The 24,337-nt window shown below is 69.1% G+C and carries 24 protein-coding genes; 8 read left to right on the forward strand and 16 right to left on the reverse strand.

All coding sequences use genetic code 11. The annotated features are described in order from the left end of the window. Window positions 1-85: 85 nt before the first annotated feature. Window positions 86-1,444: a Pup--protein ligase gene (gene pafA, locus FHU38_RS12595; protein WP_009154462.1), complete on the reverse strand. Its 1,359-nt coding sequence runs from the start codon at window positions 1,442-1,444 to the stop codon at window positions 86-88. A gap of 89 nt (window positions 1,445-1,533) precedes the next feature. Between pafA and FHU38_RS12600 the strand changes: the two genes are divergently transcribed. Further along, the gene (locus FHU38_RS12600; protein ID WP_313886755.1) at window positions 1,534-3,051 is read left to right on the forward strand and encodes a bifunctional phosphatase PAP2/diacylglycerol kinase family protein; all 1,518 of its coding nucleotides are present in this window, start codon (window positions 1,534-1,536) and stop codon (window positions 3,049-3,051) included. Window position 3,052: 1 nt separating this feature from the next. On the opposite strand, the gene prcA is transcribed toward FHU38_RS12600, so the two are convergent. From prcA to arc, 9 genes are all read right to left on the reverse strand, one after another. Further along, window positions 3,053-3,865, reverse strand: a complete 813-nt coding sequence (gene prcA, locus FHU38_RS12605) for a proteasome subunit alpha (protein ID WP_167170594.1) — start codon at window positions 3,863-3,865, stop codon at window positions 3,053-3,055. Window positions 3,866-3,938: 73 nt separating this feature from the next. Beyond that, window positions 3,939-4,799 carry a proteasome subunit beta gene (prcB, locus tag FHU38_RS12610; RefSeq protein WP_167170598.1) on the reverse strand — a complete coding sequence of 287 codons (861 nt, stop codon included), beginning with the start codon at window positions 4,797-4,799 and terminating at the stop codon, window positions 3,939-3,941. A 74-nt stretch (window positions 4,800-4,873) separates the two neighbouring features. Further along, window positions 4,874-5,068, reverse strand: a complete 195-nt coding sequence (locus tag FHU38_RS12615; protein ID WP_009154458.1) for a ubiquitin-like protein Pup — start codon at window positions 5,066-5,068, stop codon at window positions 4,874-4,876. 88 nt (window positions 5,069-5,156) lie between these two features. Then, on the reverse strand, window positions 5,157-6,659 hold the full coding sequence (gene dop, locus FHU38_RS12620) for a depupylase/deamidase Dop (RefSeq protein ID WP_167170602.1): 1,503 nt from the start codon (window positions 6,657-6,659) through the stop codon (window positions 5,157-5,159). Window positions 6,660-6,770: 111 nt separating this feature from the next. Then, window positions 6,771-7,415, reverse strand: coding sequence for a hypothetical protein (locus tag FHU38_RS12625; RefSeq protein WP_167170605.1), 645 nt, complete (start codon window positions 7,413-7,415; stop codon window positions 6,771-6,773). Beyond that, window positions 7,412-8,350: an aldo/keto reductase gene (locus FHU38_RS12630; RefSeq protein ID WP_167170608.1), complete on the reverse strand. Its 939-nt coding sequence runs from the start codon at window positions 8,348-8,350 to the stop codon at window positions 7,412-7,414. The genes FHU38_RS12625 and FHU38_RS12630 overlap by 4 nt, the downstream gene beginning before the upstream one ends. A gap of 65 nt (window positions 8,351-8,415) precedes the next feature. Then, window positions 8,416-9,531, reverse strand: coding sequence for an epoxide hydrolase family protein (locus tag FHU38_RS12635; RefSeq protein ID WP_167170611.1), 1,116 nt, complete (start codon window positions 9,529-9,531; stop codon window positions 8,416-8,418). Window positions 9,532-9,665: 134 nt separating this feature from the next. Further along, window positions 9,666-10,076: a hypothetical protein gene (locus FHU38_RS12640; RefSeq protein WP_390623274.1), complete on the reverse strand. Its 411-nt coding sequence runs from the start codon at window positions 10,074-10,076 to the stop codon at window positions 9,666-9,668. A gap of 111 nt (window positions 10,077-10,187) precedes the next feature. Continuing rightward, on the reverse strand, window positions 10,188-12,005 hold the full coding sequence (arc, locus tag FHU38_RS12645) for a proteasome ATPase (protein ID WP_167170614.1): 1,818 nt from the start codon (window positions 12,003-12,005) through the stop codon (window positions 10,188-10,190). Window positions 12,006-12,525: 520 nt separating this feature from the next. On the opposite strand from arc, the gene FHU38_RS12650 reads away from it, so the two are divergent. After that, window positions 12,526-13,014, forward strand: coding sequence for a hypothetical protein (locus tag FHU38_RS12650; protein ID WP_167170617.1), 489 nt, complete (start codon window positions 12,526-12,528; stop codon window positions 13,012-13,014). Window positions 13,015-13,129: 115 nt separating this feature from the next. Here the strand turns inward: FHU38_RS12650 and FHU38_RS12655 are convergent, their stop codons facing one another. Together FHU38_RS12655 and FHU38_RS12660 are read right to left on the reverse strand one after the other, a co-directional pair. Continuing rightward, the gene (locus FHU38_RS12655) at window positions 13,130-13,951 is read right to left on the reverse strand and encodes a tRNA (adenine-N1)-methyltransferase (RefSeq protein WP_167170620.1); all 822 of its coding nucleotides are present in this window, start codon (window positions 13,949-13,951) and stop codon (window positions 13,130-13,132) included. Between the two features lie 62 nt (window positions 13,952-14,013). Next, window positions 14,014-15,174, reverse strand: coding sequence for a site-2 protease family protein (locus FHU38_RS12660; protein WP_313886756.1), 1,161 nt, complete (start codon window positions 15,172-15,174; stop codon window positions 14,014-14,016). A 108-nt stretch (window positions 15,175-15,282) separates the two neighbouring features. On the opposite strand from FHU38_RS12660, the gene FHU38_RS12665 reads away from it, so the two are divergent. The 3 genes from FHU38_RS12665 to FHU38_RS12675 all read left to right on the forward strand — a co-directional run bounded on the left by FHU38_RS12665 (window position 15,283) and on the right by FHU38_RS12675 (window position 18,070). Next, complete coding sequence (locus FHU38_RS12665) at window positions 15,283-16,191, forward strand: RecB family exonuclease (protein ID WP_167170622.1); 909 nt, start codon at window positions 15,283-15,285, stop codon at window positions 16,189-16,191. Window positions 16,192-16,231: 40 nt separating this feature from the next. Continuing rightward, window positions 16,232-17,029, forward strand: a complete 798-nt coding sequence (locus FHU38_RS12670; protein ID WP_167170625.1) for a thioesterase family protein — start codon at window positions 16,232-16,234, stop codon at window positions 17,027-17,029. Window positions 17,030-17,140: 111 nt separating this feature from the next. Next, the gene (locus tag FHU38_RS12675; protein WP_167170628.1) at window positions 17,141-18,070 is read left to right on the forward strand and encodes a ParA family protein; all 930 of its coding nucleotides are present in this window, start codon (window positions 17,141-17,143) and stop codon (window positions 18,068-18,070) included. A 25-nt stretch (window positions 18,071-18,095) separates the two neighbouring features. On the opposite strand, the gene hisG is transcribed toward FHU38_RS12675, so the two are convergent. Beyond that, window positions 18,096-18,941 carry an ATP phosphoribosyltransferase gene (gene hisG, locus FHU38_RS12680; protein ID WP_167170631.1) on the reverse strand — a complete coding sequence of 282 codons (846 nt, stop codon included), beginning with the start codon at window positions 18,939-18,941 and terminating at the stop codon, window positions 18,096-18,098. A 47-nt stretch (window positions 18,942-18,988) separates the two neighbouring features. Further along, a complete protein-coding gene (locus FHU38_RS12685) occupies window positions 18,989-19,252 on the reverse strand; it encodes a phosphoribosyl-ATP diphosphatase (RefSeq protein ID WP_167170634.1) in 264 nt (87 codons plus the stop codon). A gap of 156 nt (window positions 19,253-19,408) precedes the next feature. Between FHU38_RS12685 and FHU38_RS12690 the strand changes: the two genes are divergently transcribed. Next, window positions 19,409-20,212, forward strand: a complete 804-nt coding sequence (locus FHU38_RS12690; protein ID WP_167170638.1) for a class I SAM-dependent DNA methyltransferase — start codon at window positions 19,409-19,411, stop codon at window positions 20,210-20,212. 20 nt (window positions 20,213-20,232) lie between these two features. Here the strand turns inward: FHU38_RS12690 and FHU38_RS12695 are convergent, their stop codons facing one another. Beyond that, window positions 20,233-20,901: an HAD family hydrolase gene (locus FHU38_RS12695; RefSeq protein WP_313886757.1), complete on the reverse strand. Its 669-nt coding sequence runs from the start codon at window positions 20,899-20,901 to the stop codon at window positions 20,233-20,235. 450 nt (window positions 20,902-21,351) lie between these two features. Here FHU38_RS12695 and FHU38_RS12700 point away from each other — a divergent pair, with 450 nt between their 5' ends. Beyond that, a complete protein-coding gene (locus FHU38_RS12700; RefSeq protein WP_167170641.1) occupies window positions 21,352-22,242 on the forward strand; it encodes a PAC2 family protein in 891 nt (296 codons plus the stop codon). 38 nt (window positions 22,243-22,280) lie between these two features. Further along, the gene (locus FHU38_RS12705) at window positions 22,281-23,459 is read left to right on the forward strand and encodes an MFS transporter (RefSeq protein WP_390623321.1); all 1,179 of its coding nucleotides are present in this window, start codon (window positions 22,281-22,283) and stop codon (window positions 23,457-23,459) included. On the opposite strand, the gene FHU38_RS12710 is transcribed toward FHU38_RS12705, so the two are convergent. Beyond that, the gene (locus FHU38_RS12710; protein WP_167170644.1) at window positions 23,399-24,223 is read right to left on the reverse strand and encodes a metallophosphoesterase family protein; all 825 of its coding nucleotides are present in this window, start codon (window positions 24,221-24,223) and stop codon (window positions 23,399-23,401) included. The two genes, FHU38_RS12705 and FHU38_RS12710, sit on opposite strands and share 61 nt — an antisense overlap. Window positions 24,224-24,337 lie beyond the last annotated feature (114 nt).

Here is a 24,337-nt window from a genome sequence, read left to right on the forward strand (position 1 = left end):
CCTTAGCTCCCGGGCCGCGCCGTTTCCTCGCAGGTAGGCCACCGTGGCGCGGGTCGCCGGGCCGCAGGCACCCGCGCCGTGCCTGTCACAGCGAGTTGATCAGGCGCTCCACACGCTCGTCGACCGACCGGAACGGGTCCTTGCACAGCACGGTGCGCTGGGCCTGGTCGTTGAGCTTCAGATGCACCCAGTCCACCGTGAAGTCGCGACCGGCCTGCTGCGCGGCGGCGATGAAGTCGCCCCGCAGCTTCGCGCGTGTGGTCTGCGGCGGGGTGTCCTTGGCCAGCTCGATCTCACCGTCGTCGGTCACCCGCTTGACCATGCCCTTGCGCTGCAGCAGGTCGAACACGCCCCTACCCCTGCGAATGTCGTGGTAGGCCAGGTCCAGCTGCGCGACCCTCGGGTCGGAAAGGTCGAGGTTGTTCTTGCTGCGGTAGCGCTCGACAAGACGATGCTTGATCGCCCAGTCGATCTCGGTGTCGATCTTGGAGAAGTCCTGCTGTTCAACCGCGTCCAGCGCGCGGCCCCACAGCTCCACCACCCGCTCGGCGGTCGGGCCCGAACCGTTGGTCTCCACATGCCGCACCGCGCGGGCGTGGTACTCGCGCTGGATCTCCAGCGCCGAGGCCTCCCTGCCACCCGCCAGCCGCACCTGGCGCCTTCCGGTGAGGTCATGGCTGATCTCGCGGATCGCGCGGATCGGGTTGTCGAGGGTGAAGTCGCGGAACTGCACCCCCTGCTCGATCATCTCCAGCACCAGGTTGGCCGAACCGACCTTCAGCAGCGTTGTCGGCTCCGCCATGTTCGAGTCGCCCACGATGACGTGCAGCCTGCGATAACGCTCAGCGTCGGCATGCGGCTCGTCGCGGGTGTTGATGATCGGCCGGGACCGAGTAGTGGCACTGGACACGCCTTCCCAGATGTGCTCGGCGCGCTGCGAAAGGCAGTACACCGCACCACGGGGTGTTTGCAGCACCTTGCCCGCACCGGAGATGAGCTGACGCGTGACCAGGAACGGCAACAGCACGTCGGCGATCCGCGAAAACTCACCCGCACGGGTTACCAGGTAGTTCTCGTGGCAGCCGTAGGAGTTGCCTGCCGAGTCGGTGTTGTTCTTGAACAGGAAGATGTCGCCGCCGATGCCCTCGTCGGCGAGCCTTCGCTCGGCATCGACGAGCAGATCCTCCAGGATCCGCTCCCCTGCCTTGTCGTGCGTGACAAGCTGCGTCAGGTCGTCACACTCGGCGGTGGCGTACTCGGGGTGCGAGCCGACATCCAGGTAGAGCCGGGAACCGTTGGACAGAAAAACGTTCGAGGACCGACCCCACGACACCACTCGCCGAAACAGGTAGCGCGCCACTTCGTCGGGAGACAACCTGCGCTGCCCATGGAAGGTGCAGGTAACCCCGAACTCGGTTTCGATCCCAAAGATCCGCCGCTGCATCCTTCAAGGGTATGCGCTAACCGGCCCACCACGACCAACGAATCCGGCGTCGAAACGGTGTCAGTACCCAACGGCTACCGTGGACCACCGTGCCGGACCCAGTGCCCAACTCGCTGCCCAACTCGCTGCCGAGAACCTTACGCCAGGTAGGCGCGCGCGACCGCGCCCTCGTCGCGCGCAGCGCATCCCTGCCCGCATCCCCCGCCGACGCGCTGCTGCGCACCCTCAGCCGCTCCGCGAACAAGGGACGCCTGTGGTGGACCGTCGCCGCCGCGCTCGCCACCCGCAAGGGCGCCCCACGGCGCGGCGCCCTGCGCGGCCTCGCAGCCGTGGCGGGTGCCAGCGTCGCCGCCAACCTCATCGCAAAGCCACTGTTCCCCCGCCGCAGACCGGCCGCCGAACTGGTCCCCGAACCTCGCAGGCTGGTCAAGCGACCGACCTCGTCATCGTTTCCCTCCGGGCACGCCGCCTCGGCCGCCGCGTTCGTGACCTCGGTGGCCATGGAGGCACCGTCACTGGGCCTCGCGCTGGCCCCCGCCGGCGCTGCGGTGTCCTACTCCCGCATGCACACCGGCGTGCACTGGCCCAGCGACATCGGGGCAGGAATGCTCATCGGCGTCGCCGCCGCGCTCGCCACCCGGCACTGGTGGCCGCTGCACCCGGACACCCCCGCCCGCACCGCACACCGGGCCCACGCCCCCGTGATGCGCGACGGCGAGGACATGCTCGCCGTGGTCAATCCCGGTTCCGGTGACGCCGCCAACGACCCCACCGACCAGGTCCGCTACGCCTGGCCCAAGGCCACCCTGCTCTACCCCGACCCCGGCTCCGACATCCGCACCCAGCTCGAAACCGAGATCCGGCGCGCCGACGGCCGGGTGCGCGCGCTCGGAGTCGCGGGCGGCGACGGGACCGTCGCCGCCGTCGCCTCGGTCGCCGCCGACTACGACCTACCGCTCGCGCTGATTCCCGCGGGAACCCTCAACCACTTCGCCCGCGACGTCGGCGTACGCGCCATGCGAGACGCCGACGCGGCGACCGAAGCTGGCTCCGCCGTGGGCATCGACCTCGGCGAGGTCGAGGTCTCCGGCGCGGGCGCCACCAGCCGCCGCTGGTTCGTCAACACCGCCAGCCTCGGCGGCTACCCGGAAATGGTGCGCCTGCGGGAGAAGATCCAGCAGCGCCACCCCAAGTGGCCCGCCGCCGTCATCGCGCTGATCCGCACCCTGCGCCGCGCCAGGCCGCTGCGGGTTCAGCTCGAAGGCAAACCCATGACCCTCTGGATGATCTTCGTCGGCAACGGCACCTACGCGCCGAGGGGCTTCGGTCCCTCACGCAGGCCCGCGCTCGACACCGGCCTGCTCGACGTGCGGTTCCTGCGCGCCGACCTGCCGTACTCGCGGGCGCGGTTCGTGCTGGCCGTGTTGACGAACACGCTCACCACCAGCCATGTCTACCGCCAGGTCGACCTGCCCTCGCTCGATGTCGAACTGCTCGACGGAAACCGCAGGCTCGCCACCGACGGCGAGGTCGGACCACTGGGCCGCAGGTTTCGGTTCCACTCCCGACCGAGCGCGTTGACGATCTACCGGCTGCCGGACAGGTGACTCAGGCCTGCGACGGGCCGGACTCGCCGGAAGCCTGCCCGTTGCCGTTACCGCCCTGGTCCTCGGCGGGCCGCTGCCCGTTACCGTCCTCGCCCTTGGCGGGCTCCGCCGGGCCCGGCATCAACGCGTCCAGCGCGGCGCCGGTGATACGCCGGAACTTGCGGCCTGGCCGCTCCCTGTCCAGCACGGCGACCTCGAGCTTGCCCGGCTCGCCCTCGCCGTTACCGGTCGCACCCGGCGTGGCAGGGGCCCGCAACGCTTCCACCGCGACCCGCAGCGCGTCGGCCAGTTCCATGCCGTCGGAGAACGCGTCCTTCAGCCTGGAGTTGATCGTGTCAGCCTGACCGCCCATCACCACGAACTTCGGCTCGTCCATCACGATCGAGCCGTCGTAGGTCAGCCGGTACAGCTCGTCCTCGTCCGAGGTCGCCCCCACCTGCGCGACACAGATCTCCACCTCGAACGGCTTGAGTTGCTCGGTGAAGATCGTGCTCAGCGTCTGGGCGTACACGTTGGCCAGCGCCCTGGCGTTCACATCACGCCGGTCGTACTGGTAACCCTGCAGGTCCACGTGCCGGATACCGCCCCTGCGCAGGCTCTCGAACTCGCTGTAGCGGCCCACCGCGGCGAACCCGATCCGGTCGTAGATCTCCGAGACCTTGTGCAGCGTCGGCGACGGGTTCTCCGCGACGAACAACACGCCGCCCCGGTACTTGAGCACGACGACGCTTCGTCCACGGGCGATGCCCTTACGGGCGAGCTCGGAACGCTCACGCATCAACTGCTCGGGTGAGGCGTACAGCGGCATCGTCACTGGAGTTGGCTCCGCTCTGCTCGTCTGGTCAGTGTCATCAACGTCATCAACGCTGTCATCAACGGTCCGAAAGTCAGCCGAGCCGCCCCGGCCGCTCGGACCTGCTCTCCACCACGGCCCGCGCGATTGTCGCGGTCTCCTCATCCGGCGTCTTCACGGCGCCATGCTCGGCCGTGATCGTGACCACCGTCGGGTAGATGTTGCGCACCAGGTCGGGCCCGCCCGTGGCGGTGTCGTCGTCGGCCGCGTCGTAGAGCGCCTCCACCGCCGCGCGGGTGGCCGCCTCGGCGTCGGCATCGGGATCGTAGAGCTTCTTCAACGACGACTTGGCCAGTACCGACCCCGACCCCACGGCGTGGTAGCCGGCCGTCTCCTCGTACCGGCCACCGGTCACGTCGAACGACACGATCCTGCCCGCACGCTTGGGGTCGGCGGAATCGATGTCGTAGCCGACGAACAGCGGCAGCACCGCCAGACCGGCCAGCGCGACGTCGAGGTTGCCCTTGACCATGTTCGCCAGCTTGTTCGCCTTACCGTCCAGCGAAAGCGAAACACCTTCGATCTTCTCGTAGTGGGCCAGCTCCACCGTGTAGAGCCGGACGAGTTCCAGCGCGATACCGGCGGTGCCCGCGATGCCGACCGCGGAGTACGCGTCGGTGACGTAGACCTTCTCCAGGTCCCGTGTGGCGATCATGTTGCCGGTGGTGGCCCTGCGGTCACCGGCGATCAGCACGCCGCCGCTGAACGTAGCGGCGACGATGGTCGTGCCGTGCGGCGGCTCGATGGCGCTGCCCGGCGCCAGCACACCGTCCGGCTTCTTGCTCGGCAGCAGTTCAGGAGCCTGCGCCCTCAGAAAATCGGCGAACGACGACGTTGTCGACGACAGGTAGGCAGCGGGCAGCGCGAAGCCCGAGTTGCGCGGAGTGTGTTCCATGCGTGCTCGTAGTTCCCATCGACGAGGCGGACGACAGTGCGGTCAGAAAGCTTATGGGATGGCGTCTTTCGACCCTACTGCCCGCCCTTTTGCACGTAGGCACGCACGAAGTCCTCGGCGTTCTCCTCCAGCACGTCGTCGATCTCGTCGAGGATCGTGTCCACGTCCTCGCCGAGCTTCTCGCGGCGTTCCTGGCCGGCAGGCGCACCAGCCTCGACATCGTCGTCGGAGTCGCCGCCACCGTGCTTTTCAACCTTCTCCTGAGCCATGCTCGCCTCCCGGTGTGGCCGTTGGCCTCTAGACTACCCAGACCTACCCGCATTCGGGGGTTCGGTGATCCTCCGGTGATCTTCACACTCACCCCGATGTCGTAAGGGCCTCCACCAATTCCTCGGCCGTCTCCGACTCGTCCAGCAGCTTGCCGACGTGCGCCTTCGTACCCCGCAGCGGCTCCAGCGTGGGGATGCGCACCAGCGACTCCTTGCCCACGTCGAAGATCACCGAGTCCCACGACGCGGCGGCGATGGAGTTGGCGTACTTCTCCAGCGTCCTTCCCCTGAAGTAGGCACGGGTGTCCGACGGCGGGTTGGTGATCGCCGCCTGCACCTCCTCCTCGCTCACCAGGCGCTTCATCGAACCGCGCGTGACCAGCCGGTTGTACAGGCCCTTGTCCAGCCGCACGTCGGAGTACTGCAGATCGACCAGATGCAGCCGAGGCGCCGCCCAGCCGAGCTGATCCCGTTGCCGGTAGGCCTCCAGCAGCCGCAACTTCGCGGGCCAGTCCAGCCGGTCGGCGCACTCGGCTGGGTCGCGGGCCAGCGCGTCCAGCACCTCGCCCCAGACCCGCAGCACCTCCTTGGACTGCTCGTCGGCCCCGGTTCGCTCCAGATGCTCCGCCGCCATCTCGTGATAGGCGTACTGCAGGTCCAGGCCGCTGTACTTGCGCCCGTTGGCCAGCTCCACCGTGGTCTTCAGCGTCGGATCGTGGCTGATCTCGTGCACGGCGCGCACCGGCTCGTCCAGCTTGAGGTCGTCGAAGCGCACCCCCTGCTCGATCATGTCGATGACCAGCGCCGTCGTGCCCAGCTTCAGAAACGTCGCGTACTCGGCGAGGTTGGCGTCCCCGACGATCACGTGCAGCCTGCGGTACTTGTCGGCGTCGGCGTGCGGTTCGTCCCGTGTGTTGATGATCCCGCGCTTCAGCGTGGTCTCCAGCCCCACCTCGACCTCGATGTAGTCGGCGCGCTGGGAAAGCTGGAAGCCCGCCTCCTCACCTTGCTGGCCGATGCCCACCCGGCCCGAGCCCGTGATCACCTGCCTGGACACGAAGAACGGCGTCAGCCCGGCGATGACGGCGGTGAACGGCGTGGAGCGCGCCATGAGGTAGTTCTCATGGGTGCCGTAGCTGGCGCCCTTACCGTCGACGTTGTTCTTGTAGAGCTGCAGCGGAGGCTGGCCGGGTACGGTGGCGGCCCGGATCGCCGCCTCCTCCATGACCCGCTCTCCGGCCTTGTCCCAGATCACCGCGTCCCGCGCGTTGGTCACCTCGGGCGCGGAGTACTCCGGGTGGGCGTGATCGACGTACAACCGCGCACCGTTGGTCAGGATGACGTTGGCCGCACCGAGGTCCTCCACATCGGGGTCGGGGCCCTGCTGGCCCGGTCCCGTCAAATCGAACCCGCGTGCGTCGCGCAGCGGCGACTCCACCTCGTAGTCCCAGCGGGCCCTGCGTGCTCGCGGGATGTCCGCGGCCGCCGCGTAGGCCAGCACAACTTGGGTGGAGGTCAGCACCGGGTTCGCCGTCGCATCGCCCGGCACCGCGATCCCGTACTCCACCTCGGTTCCCATGATCCGCCGCATGGCACCAAGCGTACGGGTCTTCGCGCCGGTGTACCCGTCCGCCCGCACGCCGGTGCTGCTCCGGCGGAGTGAGATCGACGTGAGATCGACGTGAGATCGACGCTGCCGGTGTCAGTCGTTGGCCGGGAGTTTGGCCGCGGCTATCGGGGCCATTCGCAGCACGGCCTCCCTCGCCCTGACCTGCTCACCGGCACTGACCTGGATGCCGGAGAGCACCTGGCCCGAGGCGAGCAGCAGCGTGCAGGTGTTGTCGACGCACCAGCCGCGATGCGCCTGGACGTCGGGCCTGCTCGGCAGGGTCAACTCCGCTCCGGGGCAGCGCACCCTGCCGTTGAGCACGTCGGCCGCGGGGCGATCGACGTAGCCCGTGACCAGCTGGTCGAGCGTGGACCCTGTGGGGTACTCCCACCGCAGCAGCGTGCGCTGTCGACCGATCAGGCCCACCGGTACGGCGGCGAGGCATCCGCTCGCCACGCTGGGTGGGTCGACAGCCCGGACTCCCTCGCCCGCGAGGTCCTGCTCGCCGAGTACCGCCCGTTCCACGGCCTGCTCCACCTCGGCCGGGTCCGCGCCGGGTGTGGTGGCCTGCGATTGCGGCGGCGCGGTCGTGGACGGGCGCGTGGCGGCCGAGGTCGACTCGGCGCCGCTGTCCGAGTCGACCTGCCGTTCGCTACATCCGGCCAGCCCACCCGTCACCAGCAGCGTAACCGCGGCGATCAACACCGGTACCGCACGCACGGCTCGGACACTAGTCATTGCCAGTGCATACCCGATCGCCTGGACCAGTAGCGTTCGGGTTCCTCCCGCAGTTCGGCCAGTGCGGCCAGGTCCTCGCTGTCCAGCGCGAGCTGCGCGCCGACGAGGTTGGCGGCCAACTGCTCGGGGCCCGCAGGGCCGAGCAGCACAACGTCGGCCCACGATTGCGCGAACACGAAGGCCAGCGCCACCGCGTCGGTGGACACTTCGTGGGCTTCGGCGAGTTCAGTCAACCGGCGAGGTGGTTCGACGGCGAGCCTGCCATTGGCCAGTGTTTCCTTGACCTGCACCAGCACTCCGGCCGCATGCGCGTCCGCGAGCGCCTGGCCTGCTGAGGTTTCCAGCGGATTCCAGGTCGACTGCACGGCACTGAACAGGCGGACACCCGCCACCTGTAGTTCGAGCGCCCGCCGGATCGTTTCCGCCTGCCCCGGCCCTGAGGTAGTGAATCCCACGGCGACGCCGCGATCGGCCAGCTCGGCCAGCGCCTCGAGCAGTGGTTCGTCGGTGAACAGCCCGCTGTCAGCGGTCAGTGAGTGCACCTGGTAGAGCGTGATGACGTCACCCAGCAGCGCCGCCGTCTCCGCCCACTGCTCGCGGAAGCGCTCCAGCGAGTGCTCCTTGACCTCGTGGACCCGCGCATCCAGCCGCCACTGCCCGACGTAGCGGTATCCCCACTTGCTCGAGACGATGACGTCGGTGTGGCCGCGGTCGGCGAGCCAGGCCGCGAGGAACTCCTCGGCCCGGCCGTAGGAGCGGGCGGCATCGACCCGCCGGATACCCGCGGCGTAGGCACGGTCGAGCACCGCGTAGGTCGCCGACCGCATTGCCTCGACGTCCCGGTGCGAGGGCAGGGCCGCCGTTCGACCGAGATTGAGGTAGGCGGGCCTGCCGAGGGCGGCGAGCCCCACCGCGATCCTTGCGGTGTTGGTCATGTGGGAGACGGTACCGAGGACGTCGTCGTGAGGTGTGTTCGCACACGGCGGTGTCGTATAGGACGTTATACATCGATTTCGGGTGGTGGCGGCTGCCGGTGGTCGCTGTTGCCGAGGAAGAAGGCCCGAACGTCTTCGGCGAGCAGTTCGGGCACCTCCATCGCGGCGAAGTGGCCGCCGTGCTCGAACTCCGACCAGTGCCTGACGTCGTACAGCCGCTCGGCCAGTGGTCGAACCGACTGCGTGATGTCGTGCGCGAACACCGCCACGCCAACCGGCACCTGGCACGGTTCGCTTCGCCTCGGCGCCTCGTGGTGTAGTCGCGCCGAGGACGCCGCGGTGGCGGTCAGCCAGTACAGCGAGACATTGGTGAGCAGCCGGTCGTCACTGATCCGCGACCGCGGGTCCGTCCACTGTGCGAAGCGCTCGGCGATCCAGACGAGTTGCCCGACCGGTGAGTCGGTCAGGGCGTAGCCGATGGTCTGCGGGGTGAGCGCCTGCAGGGCCTGGTACGGCGGGCGATTCGCCAGCAATCGCCTGACCTTGTCCAGCCGAGCCTCGTCCGTTGCCGACAGCTCGATGTCGGCGTCCGGCGCAGGCCGGGTCGGCAGGTAGTTGACGTGCACCCCGACGACCCGCTCCGGGGCCAGCGCGCCGAGCGCCAGCGAGATGCCCGCGCCGAAGTCGCCGCCCTGCGCGCCGTAGCGCTCGTATCCGAGGCGGCGCATCAGCTCGGCCCAGGTCCGTGCCACCCGGGCGACATCCCAGCCGCGCTCGTGGGTGGGCCCGGAGAACCCGTATCCGGGGATGGACGGGATCACCAGGTGGAAGTCGCGCGACAGCGGCTCGATCACGTCGAGGAACTCCAGGAACGAACCGGGCCAGCCGTGAGTGAGGATCAGCGCTAGCGCGTTCGGTTTCGGCGACCGGACGTGGACGAAGTGGATGTTCTGGCCGTCGATCTGGGTGGTGAAGTGCGCGAGCTTGTTGAGCTTGGCCTCCTGGTGGCGCCAGTCGTAGCCGGTGCGCCAGTAGTCGGCGAGTTCCTGAAGCCGTCCCAGCGGGAACCCGTAGTCCCACCCGGCATCGCTGATCTCGTTGGGCCAACGGGTGCGGACGAGCCGGTCGGCCAGGTCGTCGAGATCGGCCTGGGGCACGTCGATGTGGAACGGTTCGATCATGAAGTCTCAGCTCCGAATGGGTTCGCTCAGCCACACCTGTTAGTGCGACTAATGTTTATGCCCCAAACGGTAGCACAGTCATTAGTCGCCCAAACGACTTTTTCTGGGGCCGTCACCGCCGACTCGGCGCCCGGTTAACCGCCGCTGCCCGAACCGCCGCTGCCCGAACCGCCGCTGTCGGAGCGGCGCAACAACTCGAGGAACTGCTCGGCGGACAGCACTTGCCGATGCAGTTTCTCCAACCGCGCCGCGGGCGCCCGCACGTAGCCCTTGCCGAACACCGGTGCGATCTGGCGCAGGCTGGCACCGGCCTCCCTTGCCGCGAGCAGCGCCCAGTCCGACGCATTGGCAAGCGCCGTTGCCGCCTGCCGCAATTGACCGAGCACGCCGATCAGCTCCGCCGCCTCCACCTCCCCCGCCCGCACCGCGCCGGCGATCTCTTCCAGCCACGCCAGGACGTCGGCGTCGGTGACCGGTGCGCGCAGTGATGGGCGCGGTGTTGGTGGACACGGTGTGGCGTCGTTGTCGATTTCGTAATCGCTCACAAAGCCCAACCGTATAGGACGTTATACAGAATGGCCAGTCGGCTCGAACGCAGTTCGCCCCGGCCGCGAGCGCGGCCGGGGCGAACTGCTGTGCTGAGGTTCAGCGCGGTGTCACAGGTACTGGCCGGTGTTGGTCGCCGTGTCGATGACCCTGCCGGATTCTTGGTTCTTGCCGGTGACCAGCGTGCGGATGTAGACGATCCGCTCGCCCTTCTTGCCCGAGATACGCGCCCAGTCGTCGGGGTTCGTGGTGTTGGGCAGGTCCTCGTTCTCCGCGAACTCGTCGACGATCGCGTCGAGCAGGTGCTGCACACGCAACCCCGGCTGCTGGGTCTCCAGCACCGACTTGATGGCCGACTTCTTCGCCCTGTCCACGATGTTCTGGATCATCGCGCCGGAGTTGAAGTCGCGGAAGTAGAGCACTTCCTTGTCCCCGTTGGCGTAGGTGACCTCCAGGAAGCGGTTCTCGTCGGTCTCCTCGTACATCCGCTCCACGGTGTGCTGGATCATCGCGTCGATCGTCGCCTGCCGATCGCCACCGAACTCCAGCAGGTCGTCGGAGTGGATCGGCAGGTCGGCGGTGAGGTACTTCGAGAAGATGTCCTTCGCGCCCTCGGCGTCCGGCCGCTCGATCTTGATCTTCACGTCCAGCCTGCCCGGTCGCAGGATGGCCGGGTCGATCATGTCCTCGCGGTTGGAGGCGCCGATCACGATGACGTTCTCCAGCCCCTCCACACCGTCGATCTCCGAAAGCAGCTGCGGAACGATCGTGGTCTCCACGTCGGAGGAAACGCCGCTGCCACGGGTGCGGAAGATCGACTCCATCTCGTCGAAGAACACGATCACCGGAGTGCCCTCGGACGCCTTCTCCCTCGCCCGCTGGAAGATCATGCGGATGTGCCGCTCGGTCTCCCCCACGAACTTGTTCAGCAGCTCGGGACCCTTGATGTTGAGGAAGTACGACTTGGCGTCGGCCGCCGCCCCGTCGCCACGTGCCTGCGCCACCTGCTTGGCCAGCGAGTTCGCCACCGCCTTCGCGATGAGCGTCTTTCCGCATCCGGGCGGCCCGTACAACAGCACGCCCTTCGGCGGCCGCAACTGGTACTCCAGGTACAAATCCGAGTGCAGGAACGGCAACTCCACGGCGTCGCGGATCTGCTCGATCTGCCGGTAGAGCCCGCCGATGTCCTCGTAGCGGACGTCGGGAACCTCCTCGAGGACCAGGTCCTCCACCTCGGCCTTGGGCACACGCTCGTACGCGTAGCCCGCCTTGGAGTCCACCAGCAACGAGTCACCGGGCTTGAGCGTCTGATCGGCCAACGGGTCCGACAGCCACACCACCCGCTCCTCGTCGGCGTGGCCCACAACGAGCGCCCGCGCGCTGCCGCCCTCGGTCTCCGGCAACAGCACCTCACGCAGCGCGCAGACCTCCCCGGTGCTTTCGAATCCGCCGCTCTCCACCACCGTCAGGGCCTCGTTGAGGCGGACGCTCTGGCCCCTGTGCAGCGTCTCCACCTCGACCGCAGGCGAAACCGACACCCGCATCTTCCTGCCCGCGGTGAAGACGTCCACCGTGCCGTCTTCGTACGCGGCCACGAACACTCCGTAGCCGCTCGGAGGTTGCGCGAGCCGGTCGACCTCCTCCCGCAGAGCCATCAGCTGACTGCGCGCCTCACGTAGCGTCTCCACCAGCTTGTTGTTGCGCTCGGTCAGCTGGCTCACCCGTTCGGTCGCCTCGGCGAGCCGCTGCTCGAGCACCCGGTTCTGCCGCGGCGAATCCGTGAGCTTGCGGCGCAGGAGGGCGACCTCTTCCTCGAGGAAGCGAATCTGCCGTGCCTGCTCGCTCGCTTGCGTTCCCGCGGTTGTAGCTCCGCTCGTCTCTGAAGAGTCGGCCTCGTCGTGCCGACCTCCGGGAAGGTCGTGTTGCATTTCGGCACCTCCTCGGAATGCATTTGCTTCCACGGTACCGGCGATCACCGACATGAAAAGCCCTATCCGCGTTACAGGATCGGCGCGTCGCTCGGTCGCCGCGGAGTACCCGGTGCCGGATGAGTCGACTCTCCAGCCGGTCTTCCCCTTGCCACCGCGGACAAAACGGTCATCAGGCAGGGTAAGGGAAACGGGCCAACGCCCCGCCGCTACGATCGCACCGAATCGGTGCGGGCTGTGAGATACCCGCAGGTTGAGACAGCACTAGGGGGCAACCGTGACGTATCCGCCGCAACCTCCGGGATGGCAGCCACAACACCGACCACACAACGCATGGGGGCAACAACCAGGTGGACACCCGCCACCCGGTGGAGGTGGACCTGGCGGCACACAACAATTCGGCCAATTCGGCCCACCTGGCCCACCTGGCCCGCCCGGCGCTTCACAGCCGCCCGGTTTTCCTTCCGGACCCGGCCAACCGCCCCCTCCGAAGAAGCGCACCGGTCTCATCGTCGGTCTGGTGATCGCCGGAATCGCCCTCGTCGGCGGAGCCATCACGCTCGTGCTGCTGCTGGGCGACGACGAGCAGCGGACAGACGGACCGGGTCCGGTGGCGACGGGCTCCCCCGCCTCGGCCACACCCACCGAGCAGCCGGACACGTCGGCGTCCGAGCCGACCTCCGAGCCACCGAACACCTCCGGACCCACCGACGACGGCAAGGAACCCGCACCCGGCGGGCAGCCATCCAACCAACTGCTCGCCGAGTCGCTGATCAGCGCGATCAACGACCACGACGGCACCTCGATGGTCGACATGGTGTGCCGCACCATCAGCGGCGTGGACGAGCCCGATTTCCGCGACGACACCTCCGCCGAACTCCTCGATGCGCGCGACGACGGCGAGAACGGCTCGATCGACTTCACGGTCACCGAAGGCGGCCGCAGCGAGGACGTCACGTTCAAGACAAGGACCGAGGGCGGCATGTGGTGCCTGGCGGGGCCGGGCTGAGCTCGACACAAGCAGCCCGATACAAGCAGCCCGATACCAGTCCGACACACAGCTGTCCGGCCAGGAGCCCGGCACAACCGGGCGGGCCGCTCGTCGCGGCCCGCCCGCCCACCGTTCAACCCCTGCTCGGCCTGCGCTGCCTCCGAGGCGGGGCTACGCCCTCGGCCAGTCTGCGAGTGGTGAGCAGGAACGCCGTGTGCGCCACCATGCGATGGTCCGGCCGCACCGCGAGACCGACAACGTGCCACGGCCGCATCAACGTCTCCCACGACTGCGGCTCGGTCCAGCAGCGCTGCTCCCGCAGCGCCTCGGTGACCGTCGACAGCTGCGTCACCGTCGCCACGTAGACCACCAGCACCCCGCCCGGCACCAGGCTGGCCGCGACACCCGGCAGTACCTCCCACGGGGACAGCATGTCCAGCACCACCCGGTCGACCTCACCCTCGTGCGCGGCGACGTCGCCGACGTGGAAGGTCCAGTTCGCTGGTCGCTCACCGAAGAACCGCTCGACGTTGCGTTCGGCGTGCTCGGCGTGATCGGCACGCAACTCGTAGGAAGTGACCGTTCCCTCGCTTCCCACGGCCCGCAGCAGCGAGCAGGTCAGCGCGCCAGAGCCCGCCCCCGCCTCCAACACCCTGGCCCCGGGGAAGATGTCACCCCACATCACGATCTGCGCGGCGTCCTTGGGGTAGATGACCTGCGCGCCACGGGGCATCGACAACACGTAATCCGGTAACAGCGGCCGCAGCGCCAGGTAGCTCGTACCGCCACCGGATGTGACCACCGAGCCTTCCGGCCGACCGATCAGGTCGTCGTGGGCCAGCACACCACGGTGCGTGTGGTACTGCGCTCCCGGCTCCAGCACGATGGTGTAGTGCCGTCCCTTCGGATCGGTCAACTGCACGCGATCACCCTCACGAAACGGCCCTGCTGACACCGCACCTCCACCTTCGCGACCCGAATCAACGGTCGATCGTGGCAGACCGCGCCCGACCCGGCTCAGGCGGTGTACCCGACGCGACCGGACAGGGCCGCTCGCAGGTCGTCGCGGTGCAGCACCCCAGCGGGCTTGCCGTCGGTGTCCACCACCAGGAACTGCCAGGTGGGCACCTCACGCACGTGTTCGGCGATGTCGGCCCCAGACTCCGAAAGCAACAACACCGTCTCCGGCCGAATCGGCTCGGCCGCCTGTTCGGCGGGAGACTGCGGCGAGTCCGCCGCCAACCGCTCGGCAGCGGCCTCGTCGAGCAACCCGGCCGCCACCCCGTCGGCGCGCACCAGCACTACTCCCCTGCCCGCCGAAGCGGTCAGCGCCGCGGCGACCGGGCTTTCCGCCGGGAGTTGCAGCACCGGTCGCATCAGGTCGGCCAGTCGCAGCCCGTCCGGCCACTCGCGCCGGTCCTCCGCCGCGAACTCACCGGTGGCGCCGGTGGCCACGAACCACGCCGTCACCACACAGACACCGAGCCGCAGCCACCTGTCCTCGCTGCCGACAGCCAGCCCCCACAGGGCCCACACCAGCAGCGCCACAGCCACCAGGCCGCCACCGGCCACCGCGACCCTGGTTCCGGTCGCCCTCGTGCCGCTGAGCGCCCAGACCCCCGCCCGCAGCAGCCTCCCGCCGTCAAGCGGCAACCCCGGCAGCAGGTTGAACAGCCCAACCGCGAGGTTGGCCACTGCGCACTGGGCCACAAGCAGCCAGGTGGAGCCGTCCGGCGGCAAGGCAGGCAGCAGCGCGCCACAGAACACCGCCAGCAGCACCGACACCACGGGACCCGCTATGGCCACGAGCCCTTCCTGGCCGGGCCGCCGCGGTGAGCGCGCCACCTCGGACAGTCCTCCCAGCAGGAACAACCGCAGCCTGCGTACCGGAAGGCCGAGCCGCAGCGCCACCAGGCAGTGACCGAGTTCGTGAGCCAGTACCGAAAGTCCGAGGAGCAGGGCGAACGCGGCGGCCAGCGTCCACGACGTGGCCGCGTCGGCCTCAGGCAGCAGCCGGGACACCAGCGGCGCGTACAGCACGACGACGATCAGCGAACCGATCCACCACGAAGGGGCCAGCAGCACGGGGACGCCACCGACACGAAAGAGCAGCAGGCCACCTTCCGCCGCGACGGGGCGCCGCCGCCCGGCTCCGCCGACCTCGCTCCTCGCGTCCACCAGGAGAGGGTAGAACGTCCGGCGTTGGGCGCTCGTTACCTCCCGTGGTCGATCACGTCCACGCCGGGTCACGGCGTGTTGTCGTACCGTGCCATTACGCTCCCAGGCATGGCAGAGGGCGCGATCGACACCACCACCACCACCACGAGCACCGTCACCGTGTCACCGCGCGACGGGCTGCGACGGCCTGCCCTTTCGCCGTCCAGAGCGAGCGACTTCAAGCAGTGTCCGCTGCTGTACCGCTTCCGTGCCGTGGACCGGTTGCCGGAGGTGCCGACCAAGGCGCAGGTGCGGGGAACGCTGGTGCATTCGGTGCTGGAACAGCTGTTCGCGCTGCCCCGCCAGCAGCGGGTCCCCGAACGCGCACGAGAATTGCTCGCGCCCACCTGGGAGCAGCTCTCGGCTGAATGCCCGGAATGGACGCAACTGTTCGCGCAGGACTCCACGGCGGAGATGCGAGACTGGCTTGACTCCGCAGGCCGGCTCGTCGACGCCTATTTCGAGCTGGAGGACCCCCGCAGGCTGGATCCGGAGGCCTGCGAGCTGCACGTGGAAACCGAGTTGCGTTCCGGTGTGCTGCTGCGCGGCTACATCGACCGGCTGGACGTCGCCCCCACCGGCGAGATCCGGGTGGTGGACTACAAGACCGGCGCCGCCCCGAGGCAGGTTGGCGAGGCCAAGGCGATGTTTCAGATGAAGTTCTACGCGGTCGTGCTCTGGCGGCTGCGCGCGGTGGTGCCCAGCCAGCTCAAGCTCATGTACCTCACCGACGGGCAGGCACTGGCCTACACCCCCGACGAGCCGGAGCTGCTGCGTTTCGAACGGACACTGGAGGCGATCTGGGAGGCGATCCTGCGGGCGGGCAGGACAGGTGACTTCCGGCCGAGCAAGAGCAAGCTGTGCGACTGGTGCTCTCACCAGGCCCTGTGTCCCGCCTTCGGCGGGACGCCGCCAGAATATCCGGGTTGGCCCGAGCCCGACCCCGGGGAGGAGTCGGTGCTCGACCGGGCCGACTGAGCCGACTGACCTGTTCCGGCACAGGGCGAAGGAGACCATCGTGGCCGAGGCGTTCTACCTGCCGCTGGGGCAGGGCCGGTTCCAGCCCACCGAGCACACCTCCGGGCCGTGGACGCCACAGGCGCAGCATTTCGGTCCGCCTTCGGCGCTGCTCGTCCGCGCGCTGGAAGGGGTTCCCGCCGAGCGGGAGACGCAACTGGGCAGGGTCACCATCGAGATTCTGGGGCCCGCGCCGCTGCGGGAGCTGACCGTCACCGCCCGGCTGGAGCGCCCAGGCCGGTCGGTCGAGCTGCTCAGCGCGGAGCTGACCGCGGGTTCCCGTACCGTTGCCCGCGCCTCGGCCTGGCGGTTGAGCAGTAACGACACCGGTGCCGTCTCGGCGGGTGCCTCGGCGCCGCTGCCGCCGGTGGCGGACTGCGGACCGGCGCGGTGGCCGTCGGACTGGCTGGGTGGCTACCTGCACGCCATGGAATGGAGGACGGCCAAGGGTGACCTGTGCGACCCCGGTCCCGCTGCGGTCTGGGCCCGGCAGCGCTTCCCACTCGTCGACGGGGAGAAGCCCAGCGCGCTACAGCGGCTGTTCACCGTCGCCGATTCCGGCAACGGTGTGTCCAACCGGCTCGACCCGAACCAGTGGTGGTTCATCAACCCGGAGTTGACCGTGCATGTCCTGCGCGAGCCCATCGGCGAGTGGATCGGGCTGGACGCTGCCACCGTGGTCGGGCCCGCCGGGGTGGGCACGGCCACGAGCACGCTGCACGACGAGGGCGGGCAGGTGGCGACCGGATCACAGGCATTGCTCGTTCGCAGACGTGAATCCGCTGCTCAGCAGCCGTGACCGGGAATCGGTGCGAAACCGACGCCGAACACTCCAGGGTCCACGCCACCCGTTCCGGTGACTGATCCACTACCCTGCTCGCAAACCACGAGACCCGGGAGCTGGCGCACAGTGCAGATCACCTCGGTGGTCAACCAGAAAGGCGGAGTCGGCAAGACCGCGCTCAGCGTTGGTGCCGCCGCCGCCCTCGCCGAGCGAGGTCGCAGGGTGCTGCTCATCGACCTGGACCCGCAGGGGCACGCGACCACCGAACTGCTCGGCCTGCCCGAACCGCCACCGGAAGCGCCGAGCCTGGCCAAGGCGCTGACGAAGCTGTGGCGAGGCCCCATCGAGGAACTTGTGGTACCCCACCCCCGCAGCAACATCGGCAGGGGCGGCGCCTTCGACGTAATCCCGACGTCACCGGGCATGTTCGACCTGATCCGCAGGCTTGACCAGTTCCGGGTCCCCGGCTGGCAGTTGGCGAGGGTGATCCAGTTCGCCAACTACGACCACGTCATCATCGACTGCCCGCCCGCACTGGACGTACTGACCAACAACGCGCTGGTGGCCACGCACGGCATCCTCGTGCCCGTGCAGCCCGACCGGACCAGCATCAGGGCACTGCGGCTGATGCGGGAACAGATCAGCTACCTGGAGGCGGCCGCGCGGCGACCGCCGATCGTTTACCACGGCCTGGTCCCAGGGCTGTACCGCCGACCCATCTCGGCATACGCGGTGGCAGCGCTGGAGGAGTTGCGGACCTTCGGCATCCCGATGTTGGCGCACGTGCCGCTCAGCGTCGTGGTCAACGAGGCGGCCGCCAAGGGAGTGCCCGTCACGACGTTCGCACCCGAGACCATCCAGGCGGCGGCCTATCGCGACATCGCACAGGTGCTGGACGCGGTCGCCGTGCGGCACCGGCCCATGGCGCCGACCGCCGACCAGGAGTTCCTGTTCGAGGACTTCATCGCCGACCTCGCGCAAACCCGCGCCGCCAACGACAGCGGCGGGCGTCGTGGGTTGTACGACCTGATGCCCAAGCGGCCGCGCCCACGCTGACCCCGCATCGTCCGCTTCGCCGGCGTCACAGCCTGCAGGAACGGATGTCGGAGGCCAGGATCGCGCGGGCACCGGCGGCAGCAAGCTCGTCCATGATCGAGTTCACCTGCTTGCGCGGCACCATGGCGCGCACCGCGACCCAGTCGGCGTGCGCCAGCGGTGCCACCGTGGGCGACTCCAGTCCCGGTGTGATCGCGATCGCCCGCTCCAGCAGCGATCGGGGGCAGTCGTAGTCCAGCATCATGTACTGCTGCGCGAACACCACGCCACGCAGCCGGGCAGCGAGCTGGGCGATGGGTTTGGAGTCCCCGTTGCCCGCCCTGTGCACGAGAACCGCCTCGGACACACAGATCGGGTCGCCGAAGGCAACCAGGTTGTGCTGGCGCAGCGTCCTGCCGGAACCGACCACGTCGGCGATCGCGTCGGCGACGCCCAGCTGCACCGAGATCTCGACGGCTCCGTCCAGCCGGATCACCTCGGCCTCCACACCCTGGCGGGCCAGATCGTCGCGCACCAGCCGGGGATAGGAGGTGGCGAGGCGCTTGCCGTGCAGGTCGGTGACCGTCCAGTCGCGACCCTGCGGGGCGGCGTAGCGAAACGTCGAGCCGCCGAAGCCCAACTGCAGTGTCTCCTCCACGGGCGCGCCCGAGTCCAGCGCGAGGTCGCGGCCGGTGATACCGAGGTCGAGTTCTCCCGAACCCACGTAGATCGGGATGTCCTTGGGGCGGAGGAAGAAGAACTCCACCTCGTTCACGGGGTCGAGGACGGTGAGGTCACGCTGCTCGTGCCGCTGGCGGTATCCGGCCTCGGCCAGCATCTCCGATGCCTGTCCCGCCAGTGAGCCCTTGTTCGGCACCGCCACGCGCAGCATTCCTCGTTCTCTCCTTCTCGGTTCGGCGACCGCCGCGTGAGTCGTGTTCACAGGTAGCGGTAGACGTCTTCGAGCGAAACGCCTCGCCCCAACATGAGCACCTGAACCCGGTACAGCAGTTGGGAGATCTCCTCCGCCAGCCGCTCGTCGGACTCGTGCTCGGCCGCGATCCAGACCTCGCCCGCCTCTTCCAGCACCTTCTTGCCCTGTGCGTGTACACCGGCGCGCAGCGCGGCCACCGTCCCCGAGTCTTCGGGTCGGGTGCGGGCGCGCTCGGCCAGTTCGGCGTACAGCTCGTCGAAGGTCTTCACGACTCCAAATACTTCCATCCATCGGTCACGGCTCGGCGGCCGGGCCACCGGGCGCCGCGACCGCGCGGGGTGTCGCCCGGCAGTGTTGACGCGCCACGGGGAATGCACTTGGCTGAAACTCGCGCAGGATCCCTTCCGGAACGGAAAGGTTGTGATATGAGCGACACGAGGCCCTCCTCGGAAAGCGCGGCGAAGGAAGCGAACCGGACCCAGCACGACATCAAACTCCCGCGGCATCCCGAGCAGGTCGATCAGGACAGCGAGTACTGCTCGGTCCTGCTCGACGGTGTGTGGCAGGACATCCGATTCCACGATTACGGCCGAATCTTCGCCATTCCCGGCCTCTACGAACAGCTCTTTCACGACATTCTCGACTGCCGTTCCCCCGACGTCGTCGCGAAGTTGCTCAAAGAGGAATTGCAGCGCGACAACGTCACCGCGGCCTCACTTCGGGTACTCGATCTGGGCGCGGGCAACGGGCTGGTCGGCGAGCAGTTGCGGACGGTGGGTGTCGGTCACCTGGCTGGCATCGACATCCTGCCGCAGGCGCGGACCGCCGCGTTGCGCGACCGGCCGGAGGTCTACGACGCCTACCACGTGCTCGACATGACGAACCTGTCCGAAACGGACAGCCTGCTGCTCGAGCGGCACAGTTTCAACGCGCTGACCTGCGTGGCGGCACTCGGCTACGGTGACATCCCGCCCTCGGCGTTCCGGGCCGCGTACAACCTCGTCAGCGACGGCGGCTGGGTGGCGTTCACCATCAAAGACCGGTTCCTCTCCGACTCCGACACCTCGGGGTTCGCCACGCTCATCGCTCGATGCAGGCAGGCGGGTCTGCTCAACGTGCGCGCCCGCGAGCGCTACCGGCACCGGCTGGACATCAGCGGCCGCCCACTGCACTACTTCGCGCTCGTCGGCACCAAGCAGGGTGACATCCCCGCCGACCTGCTGCCCTGATCAGTACTGACCAGGCAGCCTCAGCGGTCGCGCGCCAGCCCGCTGATGGTGGCGGCATCCACTCCGACCAGCGAGGTTCGGAAGATGCGCCGCCGCCCCGGTTCCACCCCAACATCGCAGGGCACCACGAGCACGGTGCAGCCTGCCGAGGCCGCCGATTCCGCGCCGACCGGGGAGTCCTCGACGGCGACGCAGCGGGCCGGGTCGGCGCCCAGCAGGCGGGCTGCCCTGCGGTAGGGCTCGGGGTGCGGCTTGTTCAACCCGTCCACTTCGTCGCCGCACACGGTGGCGTGGAAGAAGTGCCTGCCAATGGTGTCCAGCGCCAGTTCGGTCAGCGAGCGCTCGGTGGAGGTCACCAGGGCGCACGGGATTCCGGCTTCGCTCACCGATTCCAGCGCCTCGCGTGCACCGGGACGCCAGGGCAGCTCGTCGCCGAACAGGTTCGTCGTGCGTCCCCGGATCCATTCGCTCACTTCCGTGACGGCGTCGTGGCTCGGCTCGCGATTCGCCAGTGTGAGCAGGTATCGCGAGGTGGCGGTCAGGTTCGACCCAACCAGCGTGGCCCGCTGGCTAGCCGACAGGCTGCCGCCGAGCCAGTCGGCCGCCTCGTAGAGCGCGACGTCCCACAGCTTCTCGGAGTCGACGAGTGTGCCGTCCATGTCCCACAGCACGGCCGCCGGCGGCCGCACCTCCCCTGCTGTGTGCTGACCTGCAGGTTCACCAGAGAACGCGGTACTCAGGATGCCCTCCGAAGCTCACCGTGCGACGACCCGTGCGACAACTCACCCTAGAGCCACGGTGCGCGGCACCCGCCGCCACGGCGACGCGGATGTGGGCGGCGGCCGCGTTCCCGTGCTTGCGGCCGGCCTCGTCGAACGCGGATCACCAGTGGCGCCGCCACCAAGTTCGCCTGCCTGCTCGCGGCCCAGCGTCACCGACCCTGTTCCCGCCGTCCGCGGCGGGCGGTCGGTCCACGTTGTCTCCCGGTCGTCGATGAGGCCCCCGTTGCCGTAGCGTGCCGCAGCGCGGCGGGGTCGGCGGGCCCGCTGCGCACGCCGAGACAGTAGCGCGATACGGCGACTGCGGCCGCGTGCCGCCTGCGGTCTCCGCAAGTACTCGCCGGGCCGTAGGCTGGGCATGTGAGCACGCCCTTCGACGAGACCGACGAGACGGCTGCCGAACCACGGGAGCCCAAACCGGTGATGATCGTGGCGTTCGAGGGTTGGAACGACGCAGGCGACGCCGCGAGCACCGCCATCGAGCATCTCCAGCTGAACTGGGACGCCAAACCCCTCGCCGAACTCGACCCCGACGACTACTACGACTTCCAGGTCAGCAGGCCGACGGTGAAACTGGTCGACGGTGTCACCCGCAGAGTGGAGTGGCCGACCACGAGGCTCGCGGTGTGCAGGCCGGAGGGGCTGGGGCGAGATCTCGTACTGGTGCAGGGACCCGAGCCGAACATGCGCTGGCGCGCCTTCTGCGCGGAACTGCTCGAGCACGTGGAACAACTCGAGGTCTCGACCGTGGTGACGCTGGGTGCCCTGCTCGCCGACACGGCGCACACCCGGCCGGTGCCGGTAACCGGCACCGCCTACGACGCCGAGGCCGCGGCGAGGTTCGGACTGGAGCGCAGCCGCTACCAGGGCCCGACGGGCATCGTCGGGGTGCTGCAGGACGCCTGCGTGCAGGCAGGGGTGCCCGCGGTGTCGGTGTGGGCTGCTGTGCCGCACTACGTGTCCCACCCGCCGTCACCGAAGGCCACGCTGGCGCTGCTGCAGAAGCTCGAGGACGTGCTCGAGATCGAGATCCCGATGGGGGCGCTGCCCGAGCAGGCGCAGGAATGGCAGCAGACCGTCACCGAGATGGCCAACGAGGACGAGGAGATCAGCGAGTACGTGCGCACGCTCGAGGAGCGCGGCGACGCCGAGATCGTGGTCGACGAGGCCAGCGGCGACAAGATCGCCGCCGAGTTCGAACGCTACCTGCGCCGCCACCGCCCTGACGGGCCCGGCTCCTCGGGCCGCTGAACGGCGGCACCGGCACCTCCCGGCTCACCCGGGGTGCCCTGTACGTCGGTGCGCTGCTCGGCCCGTTCGGCGGTGGCATCGTCACCGCGATCCTGCCCGAGCTCGGCGCCAGCTTCCAGGTGTCGGCATCGGCGGCGGCGACCTCGCTGACCGCCTACCTGGTCCCGCTCGCCGGGCTGATGCTGGTCTCCGGCACGCTCGGGGAGCGCTGGGGTCCAGGCCGCACCATCCGGCTGGCTTACGTGGTGTACGCGCTGGCCGCGGCTGCCGCCGCCGTGGCGCCGTGGTTCTGGCTGTTCCAGCTCACCAGGGGGATTCAGGGAGCGGCGAACGCGTTCACGTTGCCGTTGCTGATGGCCAAGCTGGCCGCGAGCACGCAACCGCAGCGGCTGGGGAAAGCACTCGGTCTGTTCGGCTCGATGCAGGCACTCGGGCAGACCTCTGGGCCACTTGTGGGTGGACTCGCCGCCGAGGTGTCCTGGCGGTGGGGTTTCGCCGGGATCGCGGCCACGGCGGTGGTACTGGCGACGCTGACGCTGCCTCCCGATCCGCCGCTGGACCGCTCCCGTCCCCCTCGGTTGCGTGACGCCTGGACCCGCTCGATCGTGCTGCCCGGGCTACTGGCCCTGGTCGGGTGGGCGTGCCTTTCCGGCATCTCGTTCCTGGTCGCCTTCCGGCTGGAGGACACCTTCGAGCTCACCTCGGCGGTGCGCGGGCTGGTGCTCACCGGGTTCGGAGTCGCCGGGTTCCTCACGGCGAGGCTGGTGGGAAGCGCCGCCGACCGGTTCGGCGTCCGGGTCGCCGGGTTCACCGGCCTGGTCGCGGGGGCGGCGCTGGTGAGCGCGGCCGGGCTGGTGGGTACGGTGCCGGCTGTCGCGGCGAGCTGGGCGCTGGCCGGGGTCGCCGCGCAGCTCGTCATCGTCGCGGTGAACGTGTCGGTGGTGTCGGGACGGCCACGCGGCCGGGGTGGGGCGATCTCAGCGGTACAGGCGCTGCGGTTCCTGGGCATGGCCGCCGCGCCCGCGCTGTTCACCGCCCCCTACCGGTTCGATCCCGTGCTCGGCTTCGTGGTGCCCGCGGCGCTACTGGCGCTCGTGGCGCCCGCCGCCCTCGCACTGGGCCGCCCGCACGGCGGGCGAGGTGACACCGGTGCCGGTCACAGCACCCGCCGCAAAGGCACCGCTCCCCCCGCGCGCCTGCGCCACTCGCGTGGGTAGCCGAGCGACACCTCCTCGAACCGGACCCCGTCCGCGTAGGTGGTGCGAGGGATGTGCAGGTGCCCGTAGACGGCCAGCTCGGCCCGGAAGCGCACGTGCCAGTCGGCGGTCTCCTCGGTACCGCACCACATGGCGAACTCGGGGTGACGCAGCGGTGCGGTCGGGTGTCGGTGCAGCGGCCAGTGCGAGACCAGGACGGTGCCGTGGTCGGCGGGGATCTCGGCCAGCCGCTTCTCGGTGAGCCGCAACCTGCGCGCACACCACTCCTGCCTGCTGCGGTAGGGCTGCGGGTGCAGGTAGTACTCGTCGGTGCACACAACTCCCGCTTCGCGGGCCTGGCGCAGCGCCTCCTCGACCGCCCTGCCGTGAGCGCAAGGGGTGCGCCAACTGTAGTCGTAGAGCAGGAACAGTGGCGCCACCGTCAGCGGCCGCTCCGCGTACCGCCACACCGGGTAGTCGTCCTCCGGGGTCAGCACGTCCACGGCTCGGCAGCGGCGCACCAGCTCGTCGTATCTGGCCTCGCCGCGCGCCCGTACCGGGTCGGCGGGAGTGGTCCACAACTCGTGGTTGCCTGGAACCCACACCACCTTCGCGAAGCGTTCCCGCAGTGTGGCGAGGGTGTCCACGACCACGCCGACCCGCTCGGCGACATCGCCCGCCACGATCAGCCAGTCGCTCGCCGTGGTGGGTCGGATCGCGTCGAGGTGGTCGGAGTTGCCTCGGTGGGTGACATGCAGGTCACTGGTGGCGTACAGCTGCGGCACGGCCCCACCGTATCGCCGCCGCGGGCGACCGGCCCGAAAACGCGTTGGGCGGCCCACAGCCCGCCTGTTAGTCTCGGGTAATCATGAAGAACTGACACCGCGCCAGAACCCGCG

The sequence above is a fragment of the Saccharomonospora amisosensis genome, assembly GCF_011761185.1.
Lineage (GTDB): Bacteria > Actinomycetota > Actinomycetes > Mycobacteriales > Pseudonocardiaceae > Saccharomonospora_A > Saccharomonospora_A amisosensis.